Source organism: Citrobacter koseri ATCC BAA-895, from assembly GCF_000018045.1.
Lineage (GTDB): Bacteria > Pseudomonadota > Gammaproteobacteria > Enterobacterales > Enterobacteriaceae > Citrobacter_B > Citrobacter_B koseri.
This window is the reverse complement of record NC_009792.1, coordinates 2,293,930-2,320,425: the sequence shown is the minus strand read 5'-3', so window position 1 is coordinate 2,320,425 and position 26,496 is coordinate 2,293,930. Positions and strand designations below refer to the sequence as shown.

The 26,496-nt window shown below is 53.5% G+C and carries 22 protein-coding genes and 7 tRNA genes; 6 read left to right on the top strand and 23 right to left on the bottom strand.

Annotated elements, in window-relative coordinates; all coding sequences use genetic code 11:
* Window positions 1-10: 10 nt before the first annotated feature.
* The gene (locus tag CKO_RS10640; protein WP_012133343.1) at window positions 11-493 is read left to right on the top strand and encodes a zinc ribbon-containing protein; all 483 of its coding nucleotides are present in this window, start codon (window positions 11-13) and stop codon (window positions 491-493) included.
* Between the two features lie 93 nt (window positions 494-586).
* Here CKO_RS10640 and rihA read toward each other — a convergent pair whose 3' ends face one another.
* From rihA to miaB, 10 genes are all read right to left on the bottom strand, one after another.
* The gene (gene rihA / locus CKO_RS10635; protein ID WP_012133342.1) at window positions 587-1,525 is read right to left on the bottom strand and encodes a pyrimidine-specific ribonucleoside hydrolase RihA; all 939 of its coding nucleotides are present in this window, start codon (window positions 1,523-1,525) and stop codon (window positions 587-589) included.
* A 116-nt stretch (window positions 1,526-1,641) separates the two neighbouring features.
* On the bottom strand, window positions 1,642-2,367 hold the full coding sequence (gene gltL, locus CKO_RS10630; protein WP_012133341.1) for a glutamate/aspartate ABC transporter ATP-binding protein GltL: 726 nt from the start codon (window positions 2,365-2,367) through the stop codon (window positions 1,642-1,644).
* Window positions 2,367-3,041 carry a glutamate/aspartate ABC transporter permease GltK gene (gene gltK / locus CKO_RS10625; RefSeq protein ID WP_012133340.1) on the bottom strand — a complete coding sequence of 225 codons (675 nt, stop codon included), beginning with the start codon at window positions 3,039-3,041 and terminating at the stop codon, window positions 2,367-2,369. The genes gltL and gltK overlap by 1 nt, the downstream gene beginning before the upstream one ends.
* Window positions 3,041-3,781: a glutamate/aspartate ABC transporter permease GltJ gene (gene gltJ / locus CKO_RS10620; protein ID WP_012133339.1), complete on the bottom strand. Its 741-nt coding sequence runs from the start codon at window positions 3,779-3,781 to the stop codon at window positions 3,041-3,043. Before gltJ ends, gltK begins: the two co-directional genes overlap by 1 nt.
* A gap of 162 nt (window positions 3,782-3,943) precedes the next feature.
* Window positions 3,944-4,852 carry an amino acid ABC transporter substrate-binding protein gene (locus CKO_RS10615; RefSeq protein ID WP_024130543.1) on the bottom strand — a complete coding sequence of 303 codons (909 nt, stop codon included), beginning with the start codon at window positions 4,850-4,852 and terminating at the stop codon, window positions 3,944-3,946.
* A 360-nt stretch (window positions 4,853-5,212) separates the two neighbouring features.
* Window positions 5,213-6,751: an apolipoprotein N-acyltransferase gene (gene lnt, locus CKO_RS10610; RefSeq protein ID WP_012133337.1), complete on the bottom strand. Its 1,539-nt coding sequence runs from the start codon at window positions 6,749-6,751 to the stop codon at window positions 5,213-5,215.
* A 24-nt stretch (window positions 6,752-6,775) separates the two neighbouring features.
* Window positions 6,776-7,654 (bottom strand): CNNM family magnesium/cobalt transport protein CorC, encoded by an 879-nt coding sequence (gene corC / locus CKO_RS10605; protein ID WP_024130542.1) that lies wholly within the window; start codon window positions 7,652-7,654, stop codon window positions 6,776-6,778.
* Between the two features lie 84 nt (window positions 7,655-7,738).
* The gene (ybeY, locus tag CKO_RS10600; protein WP_012133335.1) at window positions 7,739-8,206 is read right to left on the bottom strand and encodes an rRNA maturation RNase YbeY; all 468 of its coding nucleotides are present in this window, start codon (window positions 8,204-8,206) and stop codon (window positions 7,739-7,741) included.
* Window positions 8,203-9,249, bottom strand: coding sequence for a PhoH family protein (locus CKO_RS10595; RefSeq protein WP_012133334.1), 1,047 nt, complete (start codon window positions 9,247-9,249; stop codon window positions 8,203-8,205). Before CKO_RS10595 ends, ybeY begins: the two co-directional genes overlap by 4 nt.
* 243 nt (window positions 9,250-9,492) lie before the next feature.
* Window positions 9,493-10,917 (bottom strand): tRNA (N6-isopentenyl adenosine(37)-C2)-methylthiotransferase MiaB, encoded by a 1,425-nt coding sequence (gene miaB / locus CKO_RS10590; protein ID WP_024130541.1) that lies wholly within the window; start codon window positions 10,915-10,917, stop codon window positions 9,493-9,495.
* A gap of 145 nt (window positions 10,918-11,062) precedes the next feature.
* Between miaB and ubiF the strand changes: the two genes are divergently transcribed.
* A complete protein-coding gene (ubiF, locus tag CKO_RS10585; protein WP_012133332.1) occupies window positions 11,063-12,238 on the top strand; it encodes a 3-demethoxyubiquinol 3-hydroxylase in 1,176 nt (391 codons plus the stop codon).
* Between the two features lie 101 nt (window positions 12,239-12,339).
* Here the strand turns inward: ubiF and CKO_RS10580 are convergent.
* From CKO_RS10580 to nagB, 12 genes are all read right to left on the bottom strand, one after another.
* Window positions 12,340-12,414 (bottom strand) — tRNA-Gln (locus tag CKO_RS10580).
* A gap of 42 nt (window positions 12,415-12,456) precedes the next feature.
* Window positions 12,457-12,531 (bottom strand) — tRNA-Gln (locus CKO_RS10575).
* A 6-nt stretch (window positions 12,532-12,537) separates the two neighbouring features.
* Window positions 12,538-12,614, bottom strand: a tRNA-Met gene (locus CKO_RS10570).
* Window positions 12,615-12,630: 16 nt separating this feature from the next.
* Window positions 12,631-12,705 (bottom strand) — tRNA-Gln (locus tag CKO_RS10565).
* Between the two features lie 36 nt (window positions 12,706-12,741).
* Window positions 12,742-12,816, bottom strand: a tRNA-Gln gene (locus CKO_RS10560).
* A gap of 23 nt (window positions 12,817-12,839) precedes the next feature.
* Window positions 12,840-12,924, bottom strand: a tRNA-Leu gene (locus CKO_RS10555).
* A gap of 8 nt (window positions 12,925-12,932) precedes the next feature.
* Window positions 12,933-13,009, bottom strand: a tRNA-Met gene (locus tag CKO_RS10550).
* A gap of 222 nt (window positions 13,010-13,231) precedes the next feature.
* On the bottom strand, window positions 13,232-14,896 hold the full coding sequence (gene asnB / locus CKO_RS10545) for an asparagine synthase B (RefSeq protein ID WP_024130540.1): 1,665 nt from the start codon (window positions 14,894-14,896) through the stop codon (window positions 13,232-13,234).
* Between the two features lie 279 nt (window positions 14,897-15,175).
* Window positions 15,176-15,928 (bottom strand): ribonucleotide monophosphatase NagD, encoded by a 753-nt coding sequence (gene nagD / locus CKO_RS10540; protein WP_012133329.1) that lies wholly within the window; start codon window positions 15,926-15,928, stop codon window positions 15,176-15,178.
* Window positions 15,929-15,974: 46 nt separating this feature from the next.
* Window positions 15,975-17,195, bottom strand: coding sequence for a DNA-binding transcriptional regulator NagC (gene nagC / locus CKO_RS10535; RefSeq protein WP_012133328.1), 1,221 nt, complete (start codon window positions 17,193-17,195; stop codon window positions 15,975-15,977).
* An 8-nt stretch (window positions 17,196-17,203) separates the two neighbouring features.
* A complete protein-coding gene (gene nagA, locus CKO_RS10530; protein ID WP_012133327.1) occupies window positions 17,204-18,352 on the bottom strand; it encodes an N-acetylglucosamine-6-phosphate deacetylase in 1,149 nt (382 codons plus the stop codon).
* Window positions 18,353-18,410: 58 nt separating this feature from the next.
* Window positions 18,411-19,211, bottom strand: coding sequence for a glucosamine-6-phosphate deaminase (gene nagB, locus CKO_RS10525; protein WP_012133326.1), 801 nt, complete (start codon window positions 19,209-19,211; stop codon window positions 18,411-18,413).
* 343 nt (window positions 19,212-19,554) lie between these two features.
* Here nagB and nagE point away from each other — a divergent pair, with 343 nt between their 5' ends.
* From nagE to chiQ, 4 genes are all read left to right on the top strand, one after another.
* On the top strand, window positions 19,555-21,504 hold the full coding sequence (gene nagE / locus CKO_RS10520; RefSeq protein WP_012133325.1) for a PTS N-acetyl glucosamine transporter subunit IIABC: 1,950 nt from the start codon (window positions 19,555-19,557) through the stop codon (window positions 21,502-21,504).
* Window positions 21,505-21,837: 333 nt separating this feature from the next.
* Window positions 21,838-23,505 (top strand): glutamine--tRNA ligase, encoded by a 1,668-nt coding sequence (gene glnS / locus CKO_RS10515; protein WP_012133322.1) that lies wholly within the window; start codon window positions 21,838-21,840, stop codon window positions 23,503-23,505.
* Between the two features lie 443 nt (window positions 23,506-23,948).
* Window positions 23,949-25,355 carry a chitoporin ChiP gene (chiP, locus tag CKO_RS10510; protein WP_012133319.1) on the top strand — a complete coding sequence of 469 codons (1,407 nt, stop codon included), beginning with the start codon at window positions 23,949-23,951 and terminating at the stop codon, window positions 25,353-25,355.
* 49 nt (window positions 25,356-25,404) lie between these two features.
* Window positions 25,405-25,737 (top strand): ChiQ/YbfN family lipoprotein, encoded by a 333-nt coding sequence (gene chiQ / locus CKO_RS10505; RefSeq protein ID WP_012133318.1) that lies wholly within the window; start codon window positions 25,405-25,407, stop codon window positions 25,735-25,737.
* A 123-nt stretch (window positions 25,738-25,860) separates the two neighbouring features.
* Here chiQ and fur read toward each other — a convergent pair whose 3' ends face one another.
* Window positions 25,861-26,307, bottom strand: coding sequence for a ferric iron uptake transcriptional regulator (gene fur, locus CKO_RS10500; protein ID WP_007373881.1), 447 nt, complete (start codon window positions 26,305-26,307; stop codon window positions 25,861-25,863).
* Between the last annotated feature and the right edge of the window lie 189 nt (window positions 26,308-26,496).

Below are 26,496 nucleotides of genomic sequence, written 5' to 3'. Positions count from 1 at the left end.
AGGCGAAGCGATGAACAAGGTTGCTCAATATTACCGTGAACTGGTGACGTCATTAAGCGAACGCCTGCGTAATGGCGAACGCGATATTGACGCGCTGGTGGAACAGGCGCGTCAGAGCGTAATGAAAGCAGGGGAGTTAACGCGAATCGAGGTGGACGAACTGACGCGCGCCGTCAGACGCGACCTGGAAGAGTTCGCCATGAGCTACGAGGAGAGCCAGGAAGAGGAGAGCGACAGCGTCTTTATGCGGGTGATTAAAGAGAGCCTCTGGCAGGAGCTGGCGGACATCACCGACAAAACGCAACTGGAGTGGCGCGAAGTGTTCCAGGATCTCAATCACCACGGGGTCTACCACAGCGGCGAGGTGGTTGGCTTGGGCAACCTTGTGTGCGAGAAGTGTCATTACCATTTAGCGGTGTATACGCCGGATGTACTGCCGCTGTGCCCGAAATGCGGCCACGACCAGTTCCAGCGCAGACCGTTTGAGCCGTAATCGGCAGTGCCGGATGGCGACGCGAAGCGTCTTATCCGGCCTACAAATTGTACGCTGATGTAGGCCGGATAAGCGTTAGCGCCATCCGGCTGGTTATGATGCGTAGAACGCCAGCCTCTCCGCCAGCAAATCCACAAAGCCCTGCCGGTCGATATCGACCATCACCGTCGCATTCGGTTTATTGCCCGTCAGGAAGTAATAATCCACGACCGTCATTCCCTGGGTGTATTTCCCCTGAGTCTCCACGCCGACCCAACGTTCAACGGTGGTGAAAAGCTCGGGTTTTAGCAGCCAGGCGATGGTGCAAGGGTCATGCAACGGCGCGCCGGTAAAGCCCCACTTTTCGTCTTTGTGATATTCGAGGAAGAAATCCAGCAGCTCCGCCACGATCGTGGAAACAGGATTGCCTGTCGCCCGGAAACGCTCGGTATCTTCAGCGTGAATCTGCGCCTTGTGCGTTACGTCCAGCCCGGCCATCACCACGGGAATCCCTGACTGGAAAACAATCTCTGCCGCTTCGGGGTCGACGTAAATATTGAATTCTGCCGCTGGCGTCCAGTTACCTAATCCCATCGCGCCGCCCATGATCACAATGCGGGCGATTTTACGGTGCAATTCTGGATGGCTGTTCAGCAGCAAGGCGACGTTGGTTTGCGGCCCGGTGGCGACGATGGTTACCGGTTCCGGGCTTTCGCGCAGGGTTTTCGCCATCAGCTCAACGGCGGTGCAGGTCTGCGGCGCAAATGACGGCTCCGGTAGCGCCGGGCCGTCCAGTCCGCTTTCGCCGTGTACGTTATCGGCGATGATCAGATCGCGCATCAGCGGTTTTATCGCGCCACCCGCGACAGGAATATCGTTACGCCCCAGTAGCGTCAGCATACGCAATACGTTACGCAGCGTTTTGTCAGGCGTCTGGTTACCGGCGGAAGAGGTGATCGCTTTCACATCCAGTTCAGGCGATGCGAGGGCGAGAACAATTGCGATGGCGTCGTCATGACCTGGATCGCAATCAAAAAGGACTGGAAGTGCCATTGTTGCTCCTTGTAAGTGGTACTTTGTGACAAGGGTAACGCCGGGATGAGTGCGATTCGAGATATGAAGAGATAAAGCGTGATATGGCGCGCACTCTGTCGTGCGCGCCGGGAGGATTAATGCAGGATTTTCGCCAGGAAGTCTTTGGCGCGATCCGATTTCGGGTTGGCAAAGAACTCCTCTTTCGGCGAGTCTTCGACAATTTTCCCCTCGTCCATAAAGATCACCCGATTGGCCACCTTACGGGCAAAGCCCATTTCGTGGGTGACGACCATCATGGTCATCCCTTCGTTTGCCAGCTCGACCATAACGTCCAGCACTTCGTTGATCATTTCAGGATCGAGTGCGGATGTCGGTTCATCAAACAGCATAGCGATAGGGTCCATGCACAGCGCGCGCGCGATTGCCACACGCTGTTGCTGCCCGCCGGAAAGCTGCGCCGGGAACTTATTGGCATGGGCTGAGAGTCCTACGCGCTCAAGCAACTTCTGCGCTTTTTCACGGGCGGGCGCTTTGCCGCGTTTGAGCACTTTCACCTGCGCCAGCGTCAGGTTTTCAATGATCGACAGATGCGGGAACAGTTCAAAGTGCTGGAACACCATTCCGACCCGCGAGCGGAGCTTCGCCAGATCCGTTTTTTTGTCATTCACTTTGGTGCCGTCAACGGTGATTTCACCCTGTTGCACCGGTTCCAGTCCGTTCACCGTTTTGATCAGGGTCGATTTACCGGAACCCGACGGGCCGCAGACCACCACCACTTCACCTTTTTTCACTTCCGTGGAGCAGTCGGTCAGCACCTGAAAGTGACCATACCATTTAGAAACATTTTTCAGGGTAATCATTAAACTGTCCTTTTCTTCAAATAGCTGACCAACAACGACGCGCTCAGGCTGATAACAAAGTAGACGGCACCGGCAAACAGGATCATTTCGACCTGCGTACCATCACGCTCGCCAATGGTGGTGGCGGTGCGGAAGAAATCCGCGAGGCTTAACACGTAAACCAGGGAGGTATCCTGGAACAGTACGATACCCTGGGTAAGCAGCAGCGGCACCATCGCACGGAACGCCTGCGGCAGGATGATGAGCTTCATCGACTGCCAGTGGGTCATCCCCAGCGCCAGCGCAGCGCTGGACTGCCCGCGTGAAATGCTCTGAATACCCGCACGGATAATCTCCGAGTAATACGCCGCCTCAAACATGGAAAACGCGACCATCGCTGAAATCAGGCGAATATCCGTTTTGGGCGAAATACCCAGTACATCCTGCAACAGCCCCGGCACAATCAGGTAGAACCATAGCAGCACCATCACCAGCGGGATGGAGCGGAAAACGTTGACGTAAGCTTTCGCAAACCAGGCGACAGGGGCGAAACTTGAGAGACGCATTACCGCCAGAATGGTGCCCCAGAGAATCCCGATCACCACGGCGGTGACGGTAATTTTCAGGGTGATCACCAGCCCGGCCAGCAAATACGGCATGGAAGGAACGATCGAACTCCAGTCAAACTCGTACATTATTTGCCTCCCATATTGCCAGGCAGGCGGACTTTACGTTCCACCAGATTCATCACCAGCATAATGACGGCATTAATCAGCACGTAGGCCAGCGTAATCGCGGTGAACGACTCCCAGGCGTGGGCGGAGTAATCCAGCAGCTTGCCCGCCTGCGCCGCCATATCCACCAGACCAATGGTCGATGCGATGGCGGAGTTTTTCACCAGGTTCATCATTTCCGAGGTCATCGGCGGGACAATCACCCGATAGGCGTTCGGTAACAGAACATAGCGATAAGCCTGAGGCAGCGTCAGCCCCATCGCCAGCGCAGCGTTTTTCTGCCCGCGAGGCAGCGACTGAATCGCGGCGCGTACCTGCTCGCAGACGCGCGCAGCGGTAAACAGCCCCAGACAGATCATTGATGAGAGGAAAAATTGAATGTTCGGGTCCAGTTCCGCCTTGAACCACATGCCGATATTTTCCGGCAACAGCTCAGGCACGACCAGATACCAGGTAAAGAACTGAACAATCAGCGGGACGTTACGAAACAGTTCCACGTAAAGCGTCCCCATTCCTGAGAGGAAGCGGTTAGGTACAGTACGTAAAATGCCGAATAACGAGCCGACGAGGAAAGCAATAATCCAGGCGGTGATGGATAACGCGACGGTGACCTGGAAGCCGCTCCAGAGCCAGCCGAGATACGTGGTGTTGCCGAACGGGGCTTGTTGTAAAAAAATCCCCCAGTTCCAGTCTATTGACATAAATCTACTCCAGAAAAAAAAGGGTAGCAGCGCTACCCTCGAAGATTGTTATCCAGCGTTTTGCGGTTTTCAGGCCTGATGGGGAACGACCATCAGGCTTATAGTCTGTCCGTGCTGAATGACAATCGAGAGGGCAAGGAGATCCCGCCCCATTTATTTTAGTTAGTTAAGTGCTTTGTCATTCGGTTCTTTGAACAGCGCCTTCATCTCGTCGGACAGTTCGAAATTCATGTTCAGGTTTTTCGGCGGGATTGGGTTTTTAAACCACTTATCAAACCATTTTTCCGCTTCGCCTGAGGTCTGCACCTGGGCAATCGTGTCATCTACCAGCGTTTTAAACTCAGGATCGTTTTTACGCAGCATACAGCCGTAGGCTTCCTGAGATTGCGGCTTACCGACGATCTCCCAGTTGTCTGGTTTTTTGGCTTTCGCGCGTTCACCCGCCAGCAGGGCATCATCCATCATAAAGGCGACGGCGCGACCGCTTTCCAGCGTACGGAAGGAGTCGCCGTGGTCTTTCGCGCTGATAATGCGCATATTCATTTTTTGTTCTTCATTCAGCTTGTGCAGCAGAATTTCAGAGGTGGTACCGGAGGTGACCACGACCGCTTTCCCTTTCAGGTCCGGGAAGTCTTTAATATCGCTGTCTTTTTTCGCCAGCAGACGCGTACCGACGATGAAAATGGTGTCAGAGAACGCAGCTTGTTTCTGGCGTTCGACGTTGTTGGTGGTGGAGCCACACTCAAAGTCGAAGGTTCCGTTTTGCAACAGTGGAATACGGTTCTGGGAGGTAATTGGGATCAGCTTCACCTGTAGGTCAGGTTTGTTAAGCTTTTTCTTCACGGCTTCAACGATGGCGTTGGAGTAGTCCTGTGAATAACCGACCACTTTTTGCTGGTTGTCGTAGTAAGAGAACGGCACGGAGGACTCGCGGTGGCCGACGACGATAATGCCATTCTTCGCGATTTTATCCAGCGTACTGCCCGCCGCCGGCGCGGCGTCTTCCGCGTGTGCCAGACCGGCAGACATTCCCATGACCAGCATTGCTGTGGCTAGCTTACGTAATTGCATATCCAACTCCTTTATCGTCTGCGCCATCGACGCATTGATACCCATTGTGAGTGTTTGTGTTGTTATCGTCTGCAACTTGAGCGTGCAGTGTTATGCGTGTTTGTTAACATTTAGTTTGGCTGAATGTAAAGATTTTGCTGCTTTATTGTTTATTTTTGCGAAGTGCGCCGCACCGTTTAGAGGCAAAAATCTTTCATTGCACTGTTTGGGTGCTACCGATGATCGATATTGGTGCGACCAGGTTGCACATATAGCCAAAACAAGGTTTACCTTGTTTAACAAAGCAATAGGCGTGCCAGAATGGAGGGATATAGCCAGGCCGGGTAAGACGCATCGCGTCTTACCCGGTAATAAGGGAGATTATTTACGGCGCTGACGCAGGCTCATCACCACGGCGCCAAAGCCCATCAGCGCGGTGAGCAACCATAACGGCCAGTTGCCGGTACGGGCATAAGGCGTTAAACCACGGGTTGGCGTAACGTGGGTGGTCAATACGTCGCGGGTAAACTGCGGGATCATCGCCTGAATTTCACCCTGCGGACCAATGACTGCCGTAATGCCGTTGTTGGTGCTGCGCAACAGCGGGCGCGCCAGCTCCAGAGAACGCATTCTCGCCATCTGGAAGTGCTGCCACGGGCCGATAGATTTTCCGAACCAGGCGTCGTTAGAGATGGTCAGCAGATAGTCAGTGTCCGGGCGGAAATTGTCCCGAACCTGTTCACCCAGAATGATTTCGTAGCAAATCGCCGCCGTCAGTTTAAAGCCATGCGCATGCAGCTGTGGCTGTATGTACGGCCCACGGCTGAATGAGGACATCGGCAGGTCAAAGAACGGCGCTAACGGGCGCAGAATCGACTCCAGCGGCACGAACTCGCCAAACGGCACCAGGTGGTTTTTGTTGTAGCGATTGCTGGAATCGTAGCTGTACGGGCTGTCTTTACCCAGCGTGATAATCGTGTTGTAGGTGTCGTAGCGGTTCTGCTTGTTCAGACGCGCATCGACGATGCCGGTAATCAACGTGCTGTTTTTGGATTTCAGCAGATCGTCCATCATGCCCAGAAAACGCTGCTGATTAATCTCCAGATCGGGAATGGCGGACTCCGGCCAGATAATCAGTTGCGATTTACCCATTTCCGGCTGGGTGGCGTCGAGATAGATTTTCAGCGTATTGATAAGCTGACTCTCATCCCACTTCAGCGATTGGGGAATGTCGCCCTGAACCAGCGAGACCTGCGTGGTTTTTTCCGGCTCCAGCGTATACCACTGGATGTAACGCAGCGGGAAGGGCAGGGCAAATAACACCAGCGCGACGACCAGAGGACGCCAGTTGCGGGTAACTGCCGCCAGCACCAGCAGGCCGCTGACCATCATCAGCAGGAAGTTGATGGCCTCAACGCCCATCACCGGCGCCAGCCCTTTTAGCGGGCCGTCAATCTGGCTATAGCCGAACTGTAGCCACGGGAAGCCGGTCAGTACCCAGCCACGCAGAAACTCGGTGATTTGCCAGACTACGGGGGCGGCGATCGCCACGCGCAGCCAGGTGGTTTTCGGCCACAGACGCGACAGAATACCGGCGAACAGGCCCGTGTAGAGGGAAAGGTATGCGGCAAGCAGCACCACAAGGAAGACGTTTATCGGGCCGGGCATACCGCCGAACTGCGCGATACTGACGTAGACCCAGTTGATGCCGGAGCCAAAGAGTCCCAGCCCCCAGAAGTAGCCGATAGCAGCCGACTGGAGCGGGCGGCGGTGTAAGGTTAACGCCTGTAGGCCCATAAGCGAGATAAGCGCGGCGGGCCAGACGTCATACGGAGAAAAAGCCAGCGTTCCGCAGGCGCCGAATAATAACGCCAGCAGCAGGCGAATGCGCTGGCGTTCAATCAGTGAGGCAAATGCCATTTAGTCTTTAGTCCACTTTTGGTTTTATTCGTCCAGTTTAGGCTGGGGCGAGTCATCCGGTATTCTGACATGAACCTGAATAATACGACGGCTGTCGGCCATAGCGACTTTGAACTGGTAACCATCAATGTCAATGGTCTCACCGCGCGCAGGCAGATGACCGAACGCCTGCATCACCAGACCGCCAATGGTATCGACCTCTTCATCGCTGAAGCTGGTGCCGAAGGCTTCGTTGAAGTCTTCAATCGGTGCGAGAGCGCGAATGGTCCAGGTGTGGCGACTGAGCTGACGGAAGTCGATATCATCTTCTTCATCATACTCGTCTTCAATTTCACCCACGATCAGTTCGAGAATGTCTTCAATGGTCACCAGACCCGACACCCCGCCAAACTCGTCGATAACGATCGCCATATGGTAACGCTGGGAACGGAACTCTTTGAGCATGCGGTCAACGCGCTTACTCTCCGGGACAACAACGGCCTGGCGTAACACTTTTTCCATGCTGAAGGCTTCGGCATCGCTGCGCATAAACGGCAGCAGATCCTTCGCCATCAGAATCCCTTCAATGTGATCTTTGTCTTCGCTGATGACCGGGAAACGCGAGTGTGCTGACTCAATGATGACATCAAGGCATTCATCCAGCGTCTGGTTGCGTTTCAGGGTAATCATCTGGGAGCGGGGGATCATGATGTCGCGAACGCGCTGGTCCGCAATGTCCATCACCCCTTCGAGCATATCGCGCGTATCTTCATCGATAAGGTCGTTCTGCCCGGAATCACGGATCAGCGCCAGCAGTTCGTCACGGTTTTTGGGTTCACCGTGGAAAAGTTGGCTCAGTAACAGGGAAAAAAATCCCTTTTTGCTGTTTAACGTGTCACTACTGTGTGAATTGTCGTCGCTCATGGCGTCGTATGGGTTCTCATGTTGGTTAATAGGTCGCTCGTCATGCATATACTTAACGGCTGACGGCATGTTTGTTCATCGTACTTAGTCTTTCTCGGAAATGTACGGGTCCTCATAGCCCAGAGCAAGCATAATCTCTGTTTCGAGGGCTTCCATCTCTTCCGCTTCATCATCTTCGATATGGTCGTAACCCAGCAAATGCAGGCTGCCGTGCACGACCATATGCGCCCAGTGGGCCTCCAGCGGCTTATCTTGTTCTTTCGCTTCTTGCTCCACTACCTGGCGGCAGATGATCAGATCGCCCAGCAGCGGCATCTCCATACCTGGCGGCGCTTCAAACGGGAAAGAGAGCACGTTGGTTGGCTTATCTTTCCCGCGGTAGGTCAGGTTAAGATCGTGGCTTTCGGCTTCATCCACCAGGCGAATCGTCACTTCTGATTCTTCCTGAAACTGTGGGATCACCGCATTCAGCCACGTCTGAAACTGGCTCTCTTCCGGCAGGCCGGAATGGTCTTCACATGCCAGTTGTAAATCGAGGATCACCTGACTCATTTTTGTTCCTGCTCCTGCGCTTCACGCTTGCGTTCTGCCGCCAGCGCTGCCTTGCGTTTTTGCTCCGCTTCTTCCCAGGCTTCATAGGCGTTAACGATACGGGCAACCACCGGATGGCGCACCACGTCTTCGCTGTGGAAAAAGTTAAAGCTGATCTCTTCGACTTCCGCCAGCACTTCTATCGCATGGCGCAGGCCAGACTTCGTGTTGCGCGGCAGGTCAATCTGCGTGACGTCGCCGGTAATAACCGCTTTCGAATTAAAGCCGATACGCGTCAGGAACATCTTCATCTGTTCGATGGTGGTGTTCTGGCTCTCATCGAGAATAATAAAGGCGTCGTTCAGCGTACGACCGCGCATATAGGCCAGCGGCGCGACTTCAATGACGTTGCGCTCAATTAGCTTTTCTACTTTCTCGAAGCCGAGCATCTCAAACAGCGCGTCATACAGCGGGCGAAGATACGGGTCTACCTTCTGGCTCAGGTCGCCTGGCAGAAAGCCCAGTTTTTCCCCGGCTTCCACCGCCGGACGAGTCAGCAGAATACGACGAATTTCCTGACGCTCAAGAGCGTCCACGGCGGCGGCAACGGCGAGGTAGGTTTTCCCCGTACCGGCAGGGCCAACGCCGAAAGTAATGTCGTGATCGAGAATGTTGGCGATGTACTGCGCCTGATTCGGCGTGCGCGGCTTAATCACGCCACGCTTGGTTTTAATATTTATCGCCTTGCCATAGTCAGGAACGCTCTCCGCGCTCTGTTCCAGCACGCGCGCTTCTTTAATCGCAAGGTGGATTTGTTCCGGCTCGATGTCCTGAATCTGACCGCGCATCGGGGCGGTATCGACGTACAGGCTGCGCAGGATATCTACCGCGGCGGTGACGCAAATCGGGCGACCGGTCAGCTTAAAGTGATTGTCACGACGGTTGATCTCGATGCCGAGACGGCGTTCCAGTTGTTTGATGTTGTCGTCAAACGGGCCGCAAAGGCTCAACAGACGGGCGTTGTCTGCGGGCTCAAGGGTAATTTCGCGAGTGTCTATGTTCAAACTGTTCCTCTTATGCCTGAGTCGCCGGAAAATGAAAATTCACCGGCAGATAAGGAAATTATTCACGCCACAGGATAAAGGCGCAAGCATTGCAATGAAGATGGGGGCGTAGGGGGGAATTACAAGGCCTGTCTGTTATTTGCCGGATGGCGGCACAAGTGCCTTATCCGGCCTACGAACCATATTGTGCCGTAGGCCCGATAAGTGCAGCGCCATCGGGCATTTTTTCGCTTTTCAGCAGGATTAAGGCTGGTAAAAACCGACGCCAATCTCGTTTTCTTTACGGGTACGGGCAATGACTGACTCCGGCGTTTCAGCCACGCGCAGCCCCATCTCATCTTCGGTGCGTACAACCTTGCCGCGCAGAGAGTTGGTGTAGACATCGGTGATTTCCACATCCACAAACTTACCGATCATCTCCGGGGTGCCTTCAAAGTTCACCACGCGGTTATTTTCGGTACGGCCTGACAGTTCCATAATGCTCTTACGCGAGGTGCCTTCCACCAGAATACGCTGGACGGTGCCGAGCATCCGACGGCTCCAGGCCATCGCCTGCTGGTTAATACGCTCCTGTAGAATATACAGACGCTGCTTTTTCTCTTCTTCCGGCACATCGTCAACCATATCGGCGGCCGGTGTTCCCGGACGCGCCGAGAAAATAAAGCTGTAGCTCATGTCGAAATTGACGTCGGCAATCAGCTTCATGGTCTGTTCGAAGTCCTGAGTCGTTTCGCCAGGGAAGCCAACGATGAAGTCCGAGCTGATTTGAATATCCGGGCGCGCCGCGCGCAGTTTACGGATGATCGCTTTGTACTCCAGCGCCGTGTGGGTACGCCCCATCAGGTTCAGTACGCGATCCGCGCCGCTCTGTACCGGCAGGTGCAGGAAGCTCACCAGTTCCGGCGTATCACGGTAAACTTCGATGATGTCGTCGGTGAACTCGATCGGGTGGCTGGTGGTGAAGCGGATGCGATCGATCCCGTCGATGGCGGCAACCAGACGTAGCAGGTCGGCAAAGGAGCCGGTGGTACCGTCGTAGTTTTCACCGCGCCAGGCGTTAACGTTCTGACCGAGCAGGTTGACTTCACGCACGCCCTGAGCGGCAAGCTGGGCGATCTCAAACAGGATGTCGTCAGACGGACGGCTGACCTCTTCACCACGGGTATACGGCACCACACAGTACGTGCAGTATTTATTACACCCTTCCATGATGGAGACAAACGCGGTCGGGCCTTCCGCACGCGGTTCCGGCAGGCGGTCGAACTTCTCGATTTCCGGGAAGCTGATGTCCACCACCGGGCTGCGGTCGCCACGAACGGAGTTGATCATTTCCGGTAAGCGGTGCAGCGTTTGCGGGCCAAAAATAATATCGACATAGTGCGCACGCTGACGGATGTGGTCGCCTTCCTGGGAGGCCACGCAACCGCCGACGCCGATAATCAGATCCGGGTTCTTCTCTTTTAAGAGTTTCCAGCGGCCTAATTGATGGAAGACTTTTTCCTGAGCCTTCTCGCGGATTGAGCAGGTATTCAGCAGCAGCACATCCGCTTCTTCCGCGACCTCGGTCAGTTGATACCCGTGGGTAGCATCCAGCAGATCGGCCATCTTCGATGAATCGTACTCGTTCATCTGACAGCCCCAGGTTTTAATATGGAGTTTTTTGGTCATCGACTTGCTCTTGCGAAATAGTGGCTGAATTGCAGGGCGCATAGTGTAATGCTTTGGCGCGGTTGTGACCAGTATGACGCTTATCAGCCCTTAGAGGTAAAAAATCCTGTAAACTTGTCTTATCAACGTAACAGGATGAGTGACCATGACAAATCAACCAACGGAAATTGCCATTGTTGGCGGGGGGATGGTCGGTGGCGCGCTGGCGCTGGGACTGGCGCAGCATGGATTTACCGTCACGGTGATTGAACATGCTGAGCCTGCGCCGTTTGTGGCCGACAGCCAGCCTGATGTGCGTATTTCAGCGATCAGTGCGGCGTCGGTGTCGCTGCTTAAAGGCCTGGGCGTCTGGGATGCGGTGCAGGAGATGCGCAGCCATCCGTACCGTCGTCTGGAAACCTGGGAGTGGGAAAACGCCCATGTGGTGTTTGACGCCGCCGAGCTTAAGTTACCGCTGCTTGGCTATATGGTTGAGAATATCGTGCTGCAACAGGCGCTGTGGCAGGCGCTGGACGCGCACCCGAAAGTGACGCTGCGCGCGCCTGCTTCACTGATTGCGTTGCATCGCCACAATGATCGACATGAGCTGGAGCTGGCGGATGGCGAGCGTCTTACCGCAAAACTGGTGATCGGCGCTGACGGTGCGAACTCGCAGGTACGACAGCTGGCGGGGATTGGTATTCATGCCTGGCAGTATGCTCAGTCCTGTATGCTGATTACCGTACAGTGTGAGAGCGATCCCGGTGACAGCACCTGGCAGCAATTTACGCCAGACGGCCCACGGGCCTTTTTACCGTTGTTCGACAACTGGGCATCGCTGGTGTGGTATGACTCACCAGCGCGTATTCGCCAGTTGCAGAACCTGAGTATGCCGCAGTTGCAGGCGGAAATTATGCAACATTTTCCGTCGCGTCTGGGGGCGGTCACACCGGTTGCGGCAGGCGCTTTTCCGCTGACGCGCCGCCATGCGTTGCAATACGTACAGCCTGGCCTGGCGCTGGTGGGGGATGCGGCGCATACCATTCATCCATTAGCCGGGCAGGGGGTAAACCTGGGGTATCGTGATGTGGATGCGCTGCTGGATGTGTTGATCAGCGCCCGCAGTCATGGCGAAGTCTGGGCCAGTCACCAGGTGCTGAAACGCTATCAGACGCGCCGCATGGCGGATAACTTCATTATGCAAAGCGGGATGGATCTGTTCTATGCCGGTTTCAGCAATAATCTTCAGCCGCTGCGCATTATGCGTAATATCGGATTGATGGCGGCAGAGCGCGCAGGCGTGTTGAAACGTCAGGCCCTGAAGTATGCGTTAGGGTTGTAGGATGTTCTGTGCCTGATAGCGTTGCGCTTATCAGGCCTACACCGCCCCCCGGCGCGCCAGACAGAAAAGCAAAAAGCTCGCCGAAGCGAGCTTTTTTAATGTGGCTGGGGTACGAGGATTCGAACCTCGGAATGCCGGAATCAGAATCCGGTGCCTTACCGCTTGGCGATACCCCAATGGTTGGGTTTTGCGCTCGTCATCCGAACGTCTTTCAAATTTGGCTGGGGTACGAGGATTCGAACCTCGGAATGCCGGAATCAGAATCCGGTGCCTTACCGCTTGGCGATACCCCAAGAATTTGGTGGCTACGACGGGATTCGAACCTGTGACCCCATCATTATGAGTGATGTGCTCTAACCAACTGAGCTACGTAGCCAGATTATTTTCTTCGATGGCTGGGGTACCTGGATTCGAACCAGGGAATGCCGGTATCAAAAACCGGTGCCTTACCGCTTGGCGATACCCCAATGACCGTCGCGGCAATCCGCAAACTCGAAGAAATATGGCTGGGGTACCTGGATTCGAACCAGGGAATGCCGGTATCAAAAACCGGTGCCTTACCGCTTGGCGATACCCCATCCGTGCAACGCGTACTGGTGAATGGTGCGGGAGGCGAGACTTGAACTCGCACACCTTGCGGCGCCAGAACCTAAATCTGGTGCGTCTACCAATTTCGCCACTCCCGCAAAAAAGATGGTGGCTACGACGGGATTCGAACCTGTGACCCCATCATTATGAGTGATGTGCTCTAACCAACTGAGCTACGTAGCCATCTTTTTTCGCGTTACCTTATCGGCGTTGCGGGGCGCATTATGCGTATTGAGCCTTGAAGCGTCAACCTCTTTTTCATTGAAAATGGCCGGAATGTGACTGTTTGGTTAGGTTGCGAACAGCGTGACGCAATATTCGGCAATTATTGGTTATTAATCGTTTTTTGCGGTGAAAAAACGGCGTAAAAAAAGAGTCCCGCAGGACTCTTTTTATCACGATAACTTATTTATAAGCGGACTGGTGTACGCCGACGGCGCGGCCTGATGGATCGTCCATCGTTTTGAACGCCTCATCCCATTCGATGGCCTTCGCAGAAGAACAGGCGACGGACGGGCCGCCTGGCACACATTCTGCCGCGCTGGGTACCGGGAACAGCTCTTCGAAGATTTCACGGTACAGGTACGCTTCTTTAGAAGATGGCGTGTTGTACGGGAAACGGAAGCGGGCGGTTTCCAGTTGCTGGTCGGAAATTTGCTCCGCCGCGACCTCTTTCAGCGTGTCGATCCAGCTGTAGCCGACGCCGTCAGAGAACTGCTCTTTTTGACGCCATGCCACGCTTGCGGGCAGGTAGGATTCAAAACATTCACGCAGGATATGTTTCTCCATTTTGCCGTTGCCGCACATTTTGTCTTCCGGGTTGATGCGCATCGCCACATCGAGGAATTTCTTATCCAGGAACGGGACGCGGGCTTCGACGCCCCAGGCAGACATCGCTTTGTTGGCGCGAGCGCAGTCAAACATATGCAACGCCTGTAGCTTACGCACGGTCTCTTCGTGCAGTTCTTTGGTGTTTGGCGCTTTATGGAAGTAGAGGTAGCCGCCGAACACTTCATCGGAACCTTCGCCGGACAGCACCATTTTGATTCCCATCGCTTTGATTTTACGCGACATTAAATACATCGGCGTCGAGGCGCGAATGGTGGTGACATCGTAAGTTTCGATGTGGTAAATCACGTCGCGAATCGCATCCAGACCTTCCTGCACGGTGAAGTGAATTTCGTGATGCACGGTGCCGAGATGGTTTGCCACTTCCTGCGCGGCTTTCAGATCCGGGGAGCCTTCCAGACCGACAGCAAAGGAGTGCAACTGAGGCCACCAGGCTTCCGAACGTTCCTGATCTTCCACGCGGCGTGCGGCGAATTTCTTGGTGATGGCGGAAATGATGGAGGAATCCAGGCCGCCCGAGAGCAATACGCCGTATGGCACGTCTGACATCAGGTGGCTTTTGACGGACTCTTCCAGCGCCTGACGCAGCACGTTTTTGTCCGTTTCGTTGTCTTTCACTGCGTCGAACTCGAACCAGTCGCGCTGGTAATACTGACGAATCTCACCGTCTTTGCTCCACAGGTAGCTGCCTGCCGGGAACTCTTTAATCGTGCGGCAGACCGGCACCAGCGCCTTCATTTCAGAGGCGACATAAAAGTTGCCGTGCTCGTCATGACCCATATAAAGCGGGATGATCCCGATGTGGTCGCGACCAATCAGCCAGGCATCCTGTTCGCTGTCGTACAGCGCAAAGGCGAACATACCCTGTAGGTCGTCGAGAAATTCCACCCCTTTTTCCTGGTACAGCGCGAGGATCACTTCACAGTCAGACCCGGTCTGGAACTGATAGCGATCGCCATATTCCGCGCGTAATGCCTGGTGGTTATAAATTTCACCGTTAACGGCCAGCACATGTGTTTTCTTTTCGTTGTACAGCGGCTGCGCACCGGCGTTGACGTCGACAATAGACAGACGCTCGTGTGCCAGAATCGCGTTATCGCAGGCGTAAATACCGGACCAGTCTGGGCCGCGATGGCGCATCAAACGTGACAGCTCAAGGGCTTTTTTACGCAGTTCAACCGCGTCTGTTTTGATATCGAATACGCCAAAAATAGAACACATAACCTTCTCCATTAACCCGTTGCGTGGTGCTTTTTTGTGTTTGCTTGTTTATGAAAATGCCGCAAAGCCGCAGGGTTCGCAAGAGATTTGGCGTGATGAAAGCAAAAAATGCAATGGCAGTTGTTGAATGATGAAAAAAGATTACGTAATGAGCGTGTTTATTGATGAATCGATAATTTTATGGCGATTTTATTAAACGATGTTTTTTATCAGGCCTACGATTCGAACAGAACAATATTGTAGGCCTGATAAGCGCAGCGCCATCAGGCTGGGGGGCGTTTAGATAACGTCGATTTCGGCGACGGAAGGATAAATCCAGCTTGGTCTGAACGGCATGTCGTCGATATCGTTGAGCGTTGAGACGCCAGAGAGCACCAGAATGGTTTCCAGACCGGCCTGGAATCCCGCCAGAATATCGGTGCGCAGATTGTCGCCGACGATAACGGTCTCTTCCGAGTGCGCCTGCATTTTGTTTAACGCGGCGCGGATAATCCACGGGCTGGGTTTACCGACGTAAAAAGGTTTACGGCCAGAGATTTTTTCAATACCTGCACAGAGCGCGCCGCAGGCCGGATAGAAACCACGACCGTGGGTATCGGGGTTAGTGGCGATGAAACGGGCGCCGTTGGCGACGAAAAAGGCCGCTTTATGCATCATGTCCCAGTTATAGGAACGGGTCTCACCGACAATTACAAAATCGGGATTGACGTCGGTAATGGTAAAACCTGCTTTATACAATTCGTGAATTAGTGCGCCTTCACCGACCACATAGGCTTTCTTGCCTTCCTGACGACGCAGGAAATCGGCGGTGGCCATCGCGGAAGTATAAAAAACGCTGTCCGGTACGTTAACCCCTGCGGTAGCAAAGCGGTTCGCCAGATCCTGGCCGGTCTGCGAAGGGTAATTGGTCAGCAGCACCAGCGGCAGACCTTTTTCCATTACATCCGTCAGAAATTCTGCCGCACCGGGTACGGCAACATTGTCGTGCATCAGCACGCCGTCAATATCACAAATTACATTCTTGATGGTCATGAACTACCCAAAGGATTTAGTCATAATGCGCCACTATAAAAGCTCATTAATTTTCCAGCAAATGTTGCAACAAAATGCCGTTGAGCATGGCGCGTTTCACCAGCGCAAATGCGCCGATGGCGGAGCGGTGATCCAGCGTGGAACGGACAACCGGCAAATTTTTGCGAAACGCTTTCAGCGCCTGTGTGTTGATGCAGCTTTCAATCGCCGGCAGCAGCACTTTATCCGCTTCGGTAATTTCACCGGCAATCACGATTTTTTGCGGATTAAACAGGTTGATAGCGATAGCGATGGTTTTGCCCAGATGACGACCAACGTGTTCAATCACCTCTGCCGCTAAGCTGTCACCTTTATTAGCTGCCTTGCAGATGGTTTTAATCGTGCAGTCGTCCAGCGTAACGCGACTTTGGTAGCCCTGCTTGAGTAAGTGCTGTACGCGTTGTTCAATGGCCGCGTTGGCGGCGATGGTTTCCAGACAGCCAAAATTGCCGCAGTGACAGCGCTCGCCCAGCGGCTCGACCTGAATATGACCGATCTCCCCAACGTTGCCGTTACGACCAATAAAAATGCGGCCATTTGAGATAATCCCGGCGCCAGTCCCCCGGTGTACGCGCACCAGAATGGAATCTTCGCAATCCTGGCTTGCACCGAAATAGTGCTCGGCCAGCGCCAGACTGCGGATATCGTGACCGACAAAACAGGTTACGTGAAAACGTTTTTCCAGCGCTTCAACTAATCCCCAGTTTTCAACCTGAATATGCGGCATATAGCGGATTACGCCGCTTTCGGGATCGACAAGACCCGGCAGGATCACAGAAATCGCGATTAACTCGCGAAGTTTACGCTGATTACTGTCGACGAATGTGGTGATGGCATTGAGCAGGGCATGTTCCAGCGTCTCCTGAGTGCGCTCTGGCAGCGGGTAGTGCTCTTCAGCCAGCACTTTACTGCTCAGGTCAAACAGGGTAATGGTTGCGTCATGACGACCCAACCGCACGCCAATGGCATGGAAATTACGGGTTTCGGTAACGATGGAGATGGCGCGGCGGCCCCCGGTGGAGGCCTGCTGATCAACTTCTTTGATCAGCCCGCGTTCAATGAGTTGACGCGTAATTTTGGTTACGCTGGCGGGAGCAAGCTGGCTTTGCTCGGCAATCTGAATACGCGAGATTGGCCCGTGCTGGTCAATCAGGCGGTAAACGGCCGCGCTGTTAAGCTGTTTTACGAGATCAACATTACCTATTTGAGCTTGTCCGCCTGGTGTCATACTTTCTCTTACTCAGTAACGACCTCGTTACCATTAACGATGGTCTTGATGATTTTAAAGTCGTGGGTGAAGGCGGTCAGGTTCGCAACTTTACCCGGCGCGAGGCTGCCGAGCTGCTTATCGACGCCAATCGCGCGCGCAGGGTAGAGCGTCGCCATACGCAGCACTTCATCCAGCGCAATACCGCAATGTTCAACCAGATTACGCACGCCTTCGATCATGGTTAATGATGATCCGCTCAGCGTACCGTTCTCATCCACACACAGTCCATTACGGTAGTATATTGTTTTACCAGCAAAAATGAACTGTTCAATGTTTGCACCCGCCGGGGCGGTTGCATCGGTCACCAGGCAAAGTTTGTCACCTTTCAGACGTTTAGCGTTACGAATGTTGACGTAATCAACATGCAGACCATCCGCGATGATGCCGCAATAAATATCGGCATCGTCAAGAATGGCGCCCGCCAGACCCGGTTCACGGCCCGTAATATACGGCATCGCGTTGAACAGGTGGGTGGCAAAGGTGATCCCTGCGCGGAAACCGGCTTTCGCCTCTTTTAACGTCGCGTTGGAGTGACCGGCTGAAACCACAATGCCCGCCGCCGTCAGTTTGGCGATCACTTCCGCCGGCACCATTTCCGGCGCCAGCGTGACTTTGGTGATCACATCGGCATTATCGCACAGGAAGTCCACCAGCGCAGCGTCAGGTTGGCGGACAAAACTCGGATTATGGGTGCCTTTTTTGACCAGGTTCAGCCACGGACCTTCAAGATGAAGACCTAATGCCTGATTCGGGTATTTCGCCAGGTATTCACGCATGACGCGAATGCCCTGTTTCATCAGATCGTCGCTGGTGGTAATCAGCGTCGGCAGGTAGCTGGTGCAGCCTGATTTCTCATTGGCTTTCTGCATGATTTCCAGCGTTTCGACAGTCACCGCGTCAGCGGTATCGTTGAACTGGACGCCGCCGCAGCCGTTTAATTGCACATCAATAAAACCGGGGGAGAGAATGGCCCCATTCAACGCGCGTTGTTCTATCTCTGGCGGCAGTTCCGCCACTGGACAGATGCGATCAATCAGGCCATTGGCGACAACAATCGCATGGTCATCAAGAATTTCGTGACCGGTAAAAATCCGGCCCTGGGTTAAAGCATACATTCCGACCCCCGATTTCAAAAAATGCCGCCCTGCGTCTGCGTACAGGGCGGAGATAACATTACAGACCTTTAATATTTTCGGCTTCTAACTCGTTGAAATATTTCAGTGTCTTAACTTTCAGTTCCATAGTGGAAGGTTCGTCGCACACCACGACCGCTTTCGGATGCAGTTGCAGACAGCTAATGGTCCACATGTGGTTGACGTTGCCTTCGACAGCCGCCTGTAGCGCCTGCGCTTTCTGATGGCCCAGCACCAGGATCATCACTTCTTCTGCGTCCAGCAGCGTACCCACGCCTACGGTCAGCGCATATTTCGGCACCTGATTGACGTCGCCGTCAAAGAAGCGGGAGTTTGCCACGCGGGTGTCATGGGTCAGCGTTTTGATACGCGTACGGGAAGCCAGGGAAGAAGCCGGTTCGTTAAACGCGATATGGCCGTCGTTGCCTACGCCGCCCATAAACAGGTGAATTTTACCGTAAGAACGGATTTTTTCTTCATAATTACGGCATTCCGCATCGATATCCGGCGCGTTACCGTTGAGCAGGTTAATATTTTCTGCCGGAATATCAACGTGATCGAAGAAATTGCGGTGCATGAAGCTGTGGTAGCTTTCCGGGTGTTCTTTCGGAAGGCCAACATATTCATCCATGTTGAATGTCACCACATGCTTAAAGCTGACCTGGCCCGCTTTGTGCATTTCGACTAATGCTTTATACGCCGTCAGCGGCGTGCCGCCGGTCGGCAGGCCCAGGACAAACGGGCGATCGGCGGTAGGTTTGAAGGCGTTAATACGGTTAACGATATGGCGAGCAGCCCATTTGCCGACCTGTTCTGCGGACGTCAGGGGGATCAGTCTCATTCTTCACCTCAAAAGTAAAAGTAATAAATTGGCGGATTGAGCATCTGTACGTTAGTAAGCGTAACCTGGATTCGTATGGACAGGCGCTAATCCGTGTTGATTTTTTGAATGATAAAATAAGTTTTCGCAGTTAGCCAGTATAAGGGAGGGTGAATAACGATATTTGGTGATTCAAATCACAAAAAACACGCGTTTAATTTGCGATACGAATTAATTTTTCACACACTCTGAGCGTAGATGAATAATTCATACCGTTGTTGCCAAACATCACGCTTTAACGATTTGTCGCACAATAAAAAAATGGCTTCCAGAAGCCTAATCGGGGTCTCGTAGGGGGAATAAGATGAATATTTTAGGTTTTTTCCAGCGACTGGGTAGGGCGTTACAGCTCCCTATCGCAGTGCTGCCGGTGGCGGCACTGTTGCTGCGATTCGGTCAACCAGATTTACTGAATGTCGCCTTTATCGCGCAGGCGGGCGGGGCGATCTTCGATAACCTCGCACTGATCTTCGCCATCGGTGTGGCATCCAGTTGGTCTAAGGACAGCGCGGGTGCAGCAGCGCTGGCGGGTGCGGTCGGGTACTTCGTCCTGACCAAAGCGATGGTGACGATTAACCCGGAAATCAACATGGGCGTCCTGGCGGGTATCATTACCGGTCTGGTGGGCGGCGCCGTTTATAACCGTTGGTCCGGTATCAAACTTCCTGATTTCCTGAGCTTCTTTGGCGGCAAACGTTTTGTGCCGATCGCCACGGGCTTCTTCTGTCTGGTGCTGGCGGCGATTTTCGGTTACGTCTGGCCTCCGGTTCAGCACGCTATTCATGCGGGCGGTGAATGGATCGTCGGCGCGGGCGCGCTGGGCTCCGGTATCTTCGGTTTCATCAACCGTCTGTTGATCCCGACAGGTCTGCATCAGGTGCTGAACACCATCGCCTGGTTCCAGATTGGCGAGTTCACTAACACGGCAGGTACGGTATTCCACGGCGACATCAACCGCTTCTACGCGGGTGACGGCACGGCGGGGATGTTCATGTCCGGCTTCTTCCCGATCATGATGTTTGGTCTGCCGGGTGCGGCGCTGGCGATGTACTTCGCTGCGCCGAAAGCGCGTCGTCCAATGGTTGGCGGTATGCTGCTGTCCGTTGCGATCACCGCGTTCCTGACTGGTGTTACTGAGCCGCTGGAATTCCTGTTCATGTTCCTGGCGCCGTTGCTGTACCTCCTGCACGCAATATTGACCGGTATCAGCCTGTTCATCGCGACGCTGCTGGGTATTCATGCGGGCTTCTCCTTCTCCGCAGGCGCAATTGACTACGTGTTGATGTATAGCCTGCCTGCGGCCAGCAAAAACGTCTGGATGCTGCTGGTGATGGGCGCGGTATTCTTCGTCATCTACTTCCTGCTGTTCAGCGCGGTAATTCGCGTGTTCAACCTGAAAACGCCAGGTCGTGAAGATAAAGACGACGATATCGTGACTGACGAAGCGAACAGCAACACTGAAGAAGGTATGACCCAACTGGCGACCAACTACATTGCTGCGGTTGGCGGTACGGATAACCTGAAAGCGATCGATGCCTGCATCACCCGTCTGCGTCTGACCGTTGCCGACGCGGCTCGCGTGAGCGATGCGATGTGTAAACGTCTTGGTGCGTCCGGCGTGGTGAAACTGAACAAACAGACCATCCAGGTTATCGTCGGCGCGAAAGCGGAATCTATCGGCGACGAAATGAAGAAAGTGGTGGCGCGTGGCCCGGTTGCGGCAGCGTCTGCTGACAGCGCGCCAGTGACTGCGGCGCCGGCGGCAAAACCGCAGGCGGTTCCTAATGCGGTGACTATCGCGACGCTGGTTTCTCCAGTCACGGGTGACGTGGTTGCGCTGGAACAGGTTCCTGACGAAGCGTTCGCCAGCAAAGCGGTTGGCGACGGCGTGGCGGTGAAACCAACGGATAAAACCGTTGTTTCCCCGGCGGCAGGCACCATTGTGAAAATCTTCAACACCAATCATGCGTTCTGCCTGGAAACCGAAAAAGGCGCGGAAATCGTTGTCCACATGGGGATCGATACCGTTGCGCTGAACGGTCAGGGCTTCAAACGCCTGGTGGAAGAGGGTGCCGAAGTGGTTGCCGGTCAGCCGATCCTGGAAATGGATCTGGAGTTCCTGAACGCCAATGCGCGCTCGATGATTAGCCCGGTGGTTTGCAGCAACATTGACGATTTCAGCGGTCTGGTGATTAAAGCTGAAGGTCAGGTGGTTGCAGGTCAAACGCCACTGTATGAGATTAAAGGCAAATAATCGCTCCTGAGTAGAGTTTGTGCCTGAGCGGCGGGGGGAAACCTCCGCCGCTTTTTTTTTTGCCGCCTGTAGGCCGGATAAGGTATAGCCGCTATCCGGCAAATGCGCCTGATGGCGCTGCGCTTATCAGGCCTACGGTTCGACACAGTTGTAGCAGCTTGTAGGCCGGATAAGGCGTAGCCGTCATCCGGCAAAGCGCCATCGCTTTTTTTTACAGCAATCAGCCCCCATATTTTCTTCAAAGCCACTTTTTAAGTAACTAAAGGTTGTCAGTCTGTCCGGCTTATAAGATCATATGCCGTTATACGTTGTTTACGCTTTGAGGAATCCACGATGAGTGAGGCTGAAGCCCGCCCGACTAACTTTATTCGTCAGATCATCGATGAAGATCTGGCCAGTGGTAAGCACACCACAATCCACACCCGTTTTCCGCCGGAGCCGAATGGCTATCTGCACATCGGCCACGCGAAATCCATCTGTCTGAACTTTGGCATCGCGCAAGATTATCAGGGCCTGTGCAACCTGCGTTTCGATGATACCAACCCGGTAAAAGAAGATATCGAGTACGTTGATTCGATCAAAAACGACGTCGAGTGGTTAGGTTTTCACTGGGCTGGCAACGTTTGCTACTCCTCAGATTACTTCGATCAGCTGCATGCGTATGCGGTTGAGCTGATCACCAAAGGTCTGGCGTACGTCGATGAGCTGACGCCGGATCAGATCCGCGAATATCGCGGTACGCTGAAAGAGCCGGGTAAAAACAGCCCGTTCCGCGATCGCAGCGTGGAAGAGAACCTGGCGCTGTTTGAAAAAATGCGTACCGGTGGTTTTGAAGAAGGTAAAGCGTGCCTGCGCGCCAAAATTGATATGGCGTCGCCGTTTATCGTGATGCGCGATCCGGTGCTGTACCGCATTAAATTTGCCGAACACCACCAGACCGGCAACAAGTGGTGCATCTACCCGATGTACGACTTTACCCACTGCATCAGCGATGCGCTGGAAGGCATTACGCACTCTCTGTGTACGCTGGAATTCCAGGACAACCGTCGTCTGTACGACTGGGTGCTGGACAACATCACCATCCCGGTTCACCCGCGTCAGTACGAATTCTCGCGCCTGAATCTGGAATACACCGTGATGTCCAAGCGTAAGCTGAACCTGCTGGTGACGGACAAACACGTTGAAGGCTGGGACGATCCGCGTATGCCGACCATTTCTGGCCTGCGTCGTCGTGGCTATACCGCGGCCTCCATCCGTGAATTCTGCAAACGCATCGGCGTTACCAAGCAGGACAACACCATTGAGATGGCGTCGCTGGAGTCCTGCATTCGTGAAGATCTGAATGAAAACGCACCGCGCGCGATGGCGGTTATCGATCCGGTGAAACTGGTTATCGAAAACTACCCGCAGGGCGAAAGCGAAATGGTCACCATGCCGAACCATCCGAACAAACCGGAAATGGGCAGCCGTGAAGTACCGTTTAGCGGTGAGATCTGGATCGATCGTGCTGACTTCCGCGAAGAAGCGAACAAGCAGTACAAGCGTCTGGTGATGGGGAAAGAAGTGCGTCTGCGTAACGCCTATGTGGTGAAAGCTGAGCGCGTGGAGAAGGATGCGGAAGGCAATATCACCACCATCTTCTGTACCTATGATGCGGACACCCTGAGCAAAGATCCGGCTGATGGCCGTAAAGTGAAGGGCGTCATTCACTGGGTAAGCGCGGCACACGCGCTGCCGGTTGAAATTCGTCTGTACGATCGTCTGTTCAGCGTGCCGAACCCGGGCGCCGCAGAGGACTTCCTGTCCGTGATCAACCCTGAATCGCTGGTAATTAAGCAGGGTTACGCGGAACCGTCGTTGCAGAACGCCGTAGCGGGTAAAGCGTATCAGTTTGAGCGTGAAGGCTACTTCTGCCTGGACAGCCGCTACACAACGGCGGATAAACGCGTATTTAACCGTACCGTAGGTCTGCGCGATACGTGGGCTAAAGCGGGCGAGTAAAGCCACCACATCGCATCACCTTCCAACGCCGCATTTTGCGGCGTTTTTTTATCCTTTCCATTTTGTCATCCCGCTCTCTGTTTGCAGAGCGAATTAATGCCGTCGGGAAAATAATTTCGCAACAAAATAGTTTTGGCATAGTGAATTTATGGAATGAATATCATTTCATGTGAAACCGATTTCATGTGCATGGAAAACAAGACAATTTTAACTTTTGTTCATCTTTTTTAGCGCCTGATGAAAATGTAACAGAAAGCAATGAAATATGTGCGGTTGCTCATACTCTTACATTCTCGTTACAGAAAGAGATTGATAATTCGCGTCGCGAAAAATAGTCTATTCACTGTAGTCTGCGAGGTTTTTCTCAACGCTACTTTTACATTTTTATTTTTCGCTGTCCGCTTTTGTTCGGCAGCATTTTATACGTCAAAGAGGATTAACACATGCGTACGTTTAGTGGCAAACGTAGTACGCTGGCGCTGGCTATCGCCGGTATCACAGCAATGTCAGGTTTGGTCGTCGTTCCACAGGCTCAGGCCGAAGGCTTTATTGACGATTCCACGTTAACAGGCGGCATCTATTACTGGCAGCGTGAGCGTGACCGTAAAGATGTCACCGACGATGACAAATATAAAACCAACCTTTCACACGCGACCTGGAACGCCAATCTGGATTTCCAGTCTGGTTATGCGGCTGATATGTTCGGTCTGGATATCGCGGCATTTACCGCGATAGAAATGGCGGAAAACGGCGACAGCGGACACCCCAACGAAATCGCCTTCTCGAAAAAGAATAAAGGTTACGATGAAGATTATTCTGGCGATAAGAGCGGGATCAGCCTTTATAAAGCCGCGGCAAAATTTAAGTACGGGCCAACCTGGGCGCGTGCGGGGTATATCCAGCCGACCGGTCAGACGCTGTTAGCGCCGCACTGGAGCTTTATGCCGGGTACTTATCAGGGTGCGGAAGCCGGAGCGAATTTTGACTACGGTGATGCGGGCGCGCTGAGTTTCTCCTATATGTGGGCCAACCAATATAAAGCGCCGTGGCACACCGATGTTGATAAATTCTATCAGGCCGATAAAAAGACCAAAGTGGATTACCTCCATTCTATCGGTGCTAAATACGATTTCAAAAATGACCTCGTGCTGGAAGCGGCATTTGGTCAGTCAGAAGGGTATGTCGACCAGTATTTTGCTAAAGCCAGCTACAAATTTGATTTGGGCGGCAACCCGTTCACCACCAGCTATCAGTTCTATGGTGCGCGCGACAAAGTTGATGATCGCAGCGTAAACGATATTTATGACGGCACCGCCTGGTTGCAGGCGCTGACTTTCGGTTACAAAGTGGCCGAAGTCGTCGATTTGCGCCTGGAAGGGACCTGGGTTAAGGCGGACGGTCAACAAGGTTACTTCCTGCAACGTATGACGCCAACTTACGCATCCTCAAACGGTCGTCTGGATATCTGGTGGGATAACCGCTCAGACTTTAACGCCAACGGCGAAAAAGCCGTCTTCTTCGGTGCGATGTACGATCTGAAAAACTGGAACCTGCCGGGCTGGGCAGTGGGGGCGTCATACGTTTACGCCTGGGACGCGAAGCCATCAACCTGGCAGATTACCCCGGATGCGTACTATGACAAAAACCGTACCATTGAAGAGTCTTCTTACAGCCTTGATGCGGTCTACACCCTACAGGAAGGCCGTGCCAAAGGCACCATGTTTAAACTGCACTTCACGGAATATGACAACCACTCCAACATCCCAAGCTGGGGCGGCGGTTACGGCAACATCTTCCAGGATGAACGTGACGTGAAGTTCATGGTTATCGCTCCGTTCACTATTTTCTGATGCTCGTTGCGGCAGGCGATTTGTCTGCCGCAACGTTGAGGACACTGATATGAAAAAACTGTTACTCATCGCCATGATGGCATCGGGACTGGTGGCCTGCGCGCAGCCAACCGCGCCGAAAGAAGACAGTCAGTTAAAAGAGGCATATAGCGCCTGCATCAATACGGCGCAAGGTTCGCCAGAGAAAATTGAGGCCTGTCAGAGTGTACTGAACGTGCTGAAGAAAGATGACCAGCACAAGCAGTTTGCTACAGAAGAGAGCGTGCGCATACTGGATTACCAGCAGTGCATTCAGGCTACGCGTACGGGGAACGATCAGGCGGTGACCGCCGATTGCGACAAAATCTGGCAGGAAATTCGCAGCAAAAATAGCGCCAAATAAAAGCAGGGCGGGTTAATGGCGGGCGGAGAGTTCTCTCCGCCCGTTTGCGTTTTTTAAGGCCGCTACCGGGTCGGAGGCATAAAAAAAGCCAACCGGTCGGTTGGCTTTTTAGGAGGGTTCACATTACTTCGCGTCGTGCGCGTGCTCGTCTTCCCGGCAATCGCCTTCAGCGCAGTGGCCGTAGAGATAGAGGCTGTGGTTCGTCAAACGAATGCCATGCTTAGCCGCAATCTCACGCTGGCGCGCTTCGATAGAATCATCACTGAATTCGATCACTTTGCCACAATCGAGGCAAATAAGGTGATCGTGATGATGCTGTTGGGTCAGCTCAAAAACGGATTTACCGCCTTCAAAATTGTGGCGGGTTACGATACCGGCGTCATCAAACTGGTTCAGCACACGGTACACGGTCGCCAGCCCAATCTCTTCACCCATGTCGATCAGACGTTTATATAAATCTTCCGCACTGACGTGATGGTTATCCGGTTCCTGAAGAACTTCCAGAATTTTTAAACGAGGAAGCGTTACTTTCAGGCCAGCCTTCTTTAATGCGGTATTGTTGTCAGTCATGCGGAATCTGTCCTGTTGCTAAACGATTCACTTCAAACAAAGAAGTGACAGAAATTGCACTTGAGATCATGCGTTTCATTATAGAACTGCCACGCCTAAATGAAAACTGCAAGCCTCCGGCAAATATTGTTAATAAAAACGAGGTATCGCCAACAAACACACTGTGCAATACCAGAATAACACCCGGAC

What these genes read in the sequence shown, in the direction of transcription:
- nagB (WP_012133326.1), bottom strand. Translation starts at nt 19,211, where the DNA reads ATGAGACTGATCCCCCTGACGTCCGCAGAACAGGTCGGCAAATGGGCT.
- nagE (WP_012133325.1), top strand. Translation starts at nt 19,555, where the DNA reads ATGAATATTTTAGGTTTTTTCCAGCGACTGGGTAGGGCGTTACAGCTC.
- nagD (WP_012133329.1), bottom strand. Translation starts at nt 15,928, where the DNA reads ATGACCATCAAGAATGTAATTTGTGATATTGACGGCGTGCTGATGCAC.
- gltJ (WP_012133339.1), bottom strand. Translation starts at nt 3,781, where the DNA reads ATGTCAATAGACTGGAACTGGGGGATTTTTTTACAACAAGCCCCGTTC.
- nagC (WP_012133328.1), bottom strand. Translation starts at nt 17,195, where the DNA reads ATGACACCAGGCGGACAAGCTCAAATAGGTAATGTTGATCTCGTAAAA.
- glnS (WP_012133322.1), top strand. Translation starts at nt 21,838, where the DNA reads ATGAGTGAGGCTGAAGCCCGCCCGACTAACTTTATTCGTCAGATCATC.
- gltK (WP_012133340.1), bottom strand. Translation starts at nt 3,041, where the DNA reads ATGTACGAGTTTGACTGGAGTTCGATCGTTCCTTCCATGCCGTATTTG.
- ubiF (WP_012133332.1), top strand. Translation starts at nt 11,063, where the DNA reads ATGACAAATCAACCAACGGAAATTGCCATTGTTGGCGGGGGGATGGTC.
- nagA (WP_012133327.1), bottom strand. Translation starts at nt 18,352, where the DNA reads ATGTATGCTTTAACCCAGGGCCGGATTTTTACCGGTCACGAAATTCTT.
- CKO_RS10640 (WP_012133343.1), top strand. Translation starts at nt 11, where the DNA reads ATGAACAAGGTTGCTCAATATTACCGTGAACTGGTGACGTCATTAAGC.
- miaB (WP_024130541.1), bottom strand. Translation starts at nt 10,917, where the DNA reads ATGACCAAAAAACTCCATATTAAAACCTGGGGCTGTCAGATGAACGAG.
- corC (WP_024130542.1), bottom strand. Translation starts at nt 7,654, where the DNA reads ATGAGCGACGACAATTCACACAGTAGTGACACGTTAAACAGCAAAAAG.
- rihA (WP_012133342.1), bottom strand. Translation starts at nt 1,525, where the DNA reads ATGGCACTTCCAGTCCTTTTTGATTGCGATCCAGGTCATGACGACGCC.
- chiP (WP_012133319.1), top strand. Translation starts at nt 23,949, where the DNA reads ATGCGTACGTTTAGTGGCAAACGTAGTACGCTGGCGCTGGCTATCGCC.
- ybeY (WP_012133335.1), bottom strand. Translation starts at nt 8,206, where the DNA reads ATGAGTCAGGTGATCCTCGATTTACAACTGGCATGTGAAGACCATTCC.
- fur (WP_007373881.1), bottom strand. Translation starts at nt 26,307, where the DNA reads ATGACTGACAACAATACCGCATTAAAGAAGGCTGGCCTGAAAGTAACG.
- asnB (WP_024130540.1), bottom strand. Translation starts at nt 14,896, where the DNA reads ATGTGTTCTATTTTTGGCGTATTCGATATCAAAACAGACGCGGTTGAA.
- gltL (WP_012133341.1), bottom strand. Translation starts at nt 2,367, where the DNA reads ATGATTACCCTGAAAAATGTTTCTAAATGGTATGGTCACTTTCAGGTG.
- chiQ (WP_012133318.1), top strand. Translation starts at nt 25,405, where the DNA reads ATGAAAAAACTGTTACTCATCGCCATGATGGCATCGGGACTGGTGGCC.
- lnt (WP_012133337.1), bottom strand. Translation starts at nt 6,751, where the DNA reads ATGGCATTTGCCTCACTGATTGAACGCCAGCGCATTCGCCTGCTGCTG.
- CKO_RS10615 (WP_024130543.1), bottom strand. Translation starts at nt 4,852, where the DNA reads ATGCAATTACGTAAGCTAGCCACAGCAATGCTGGTCATGGGAATGTCT.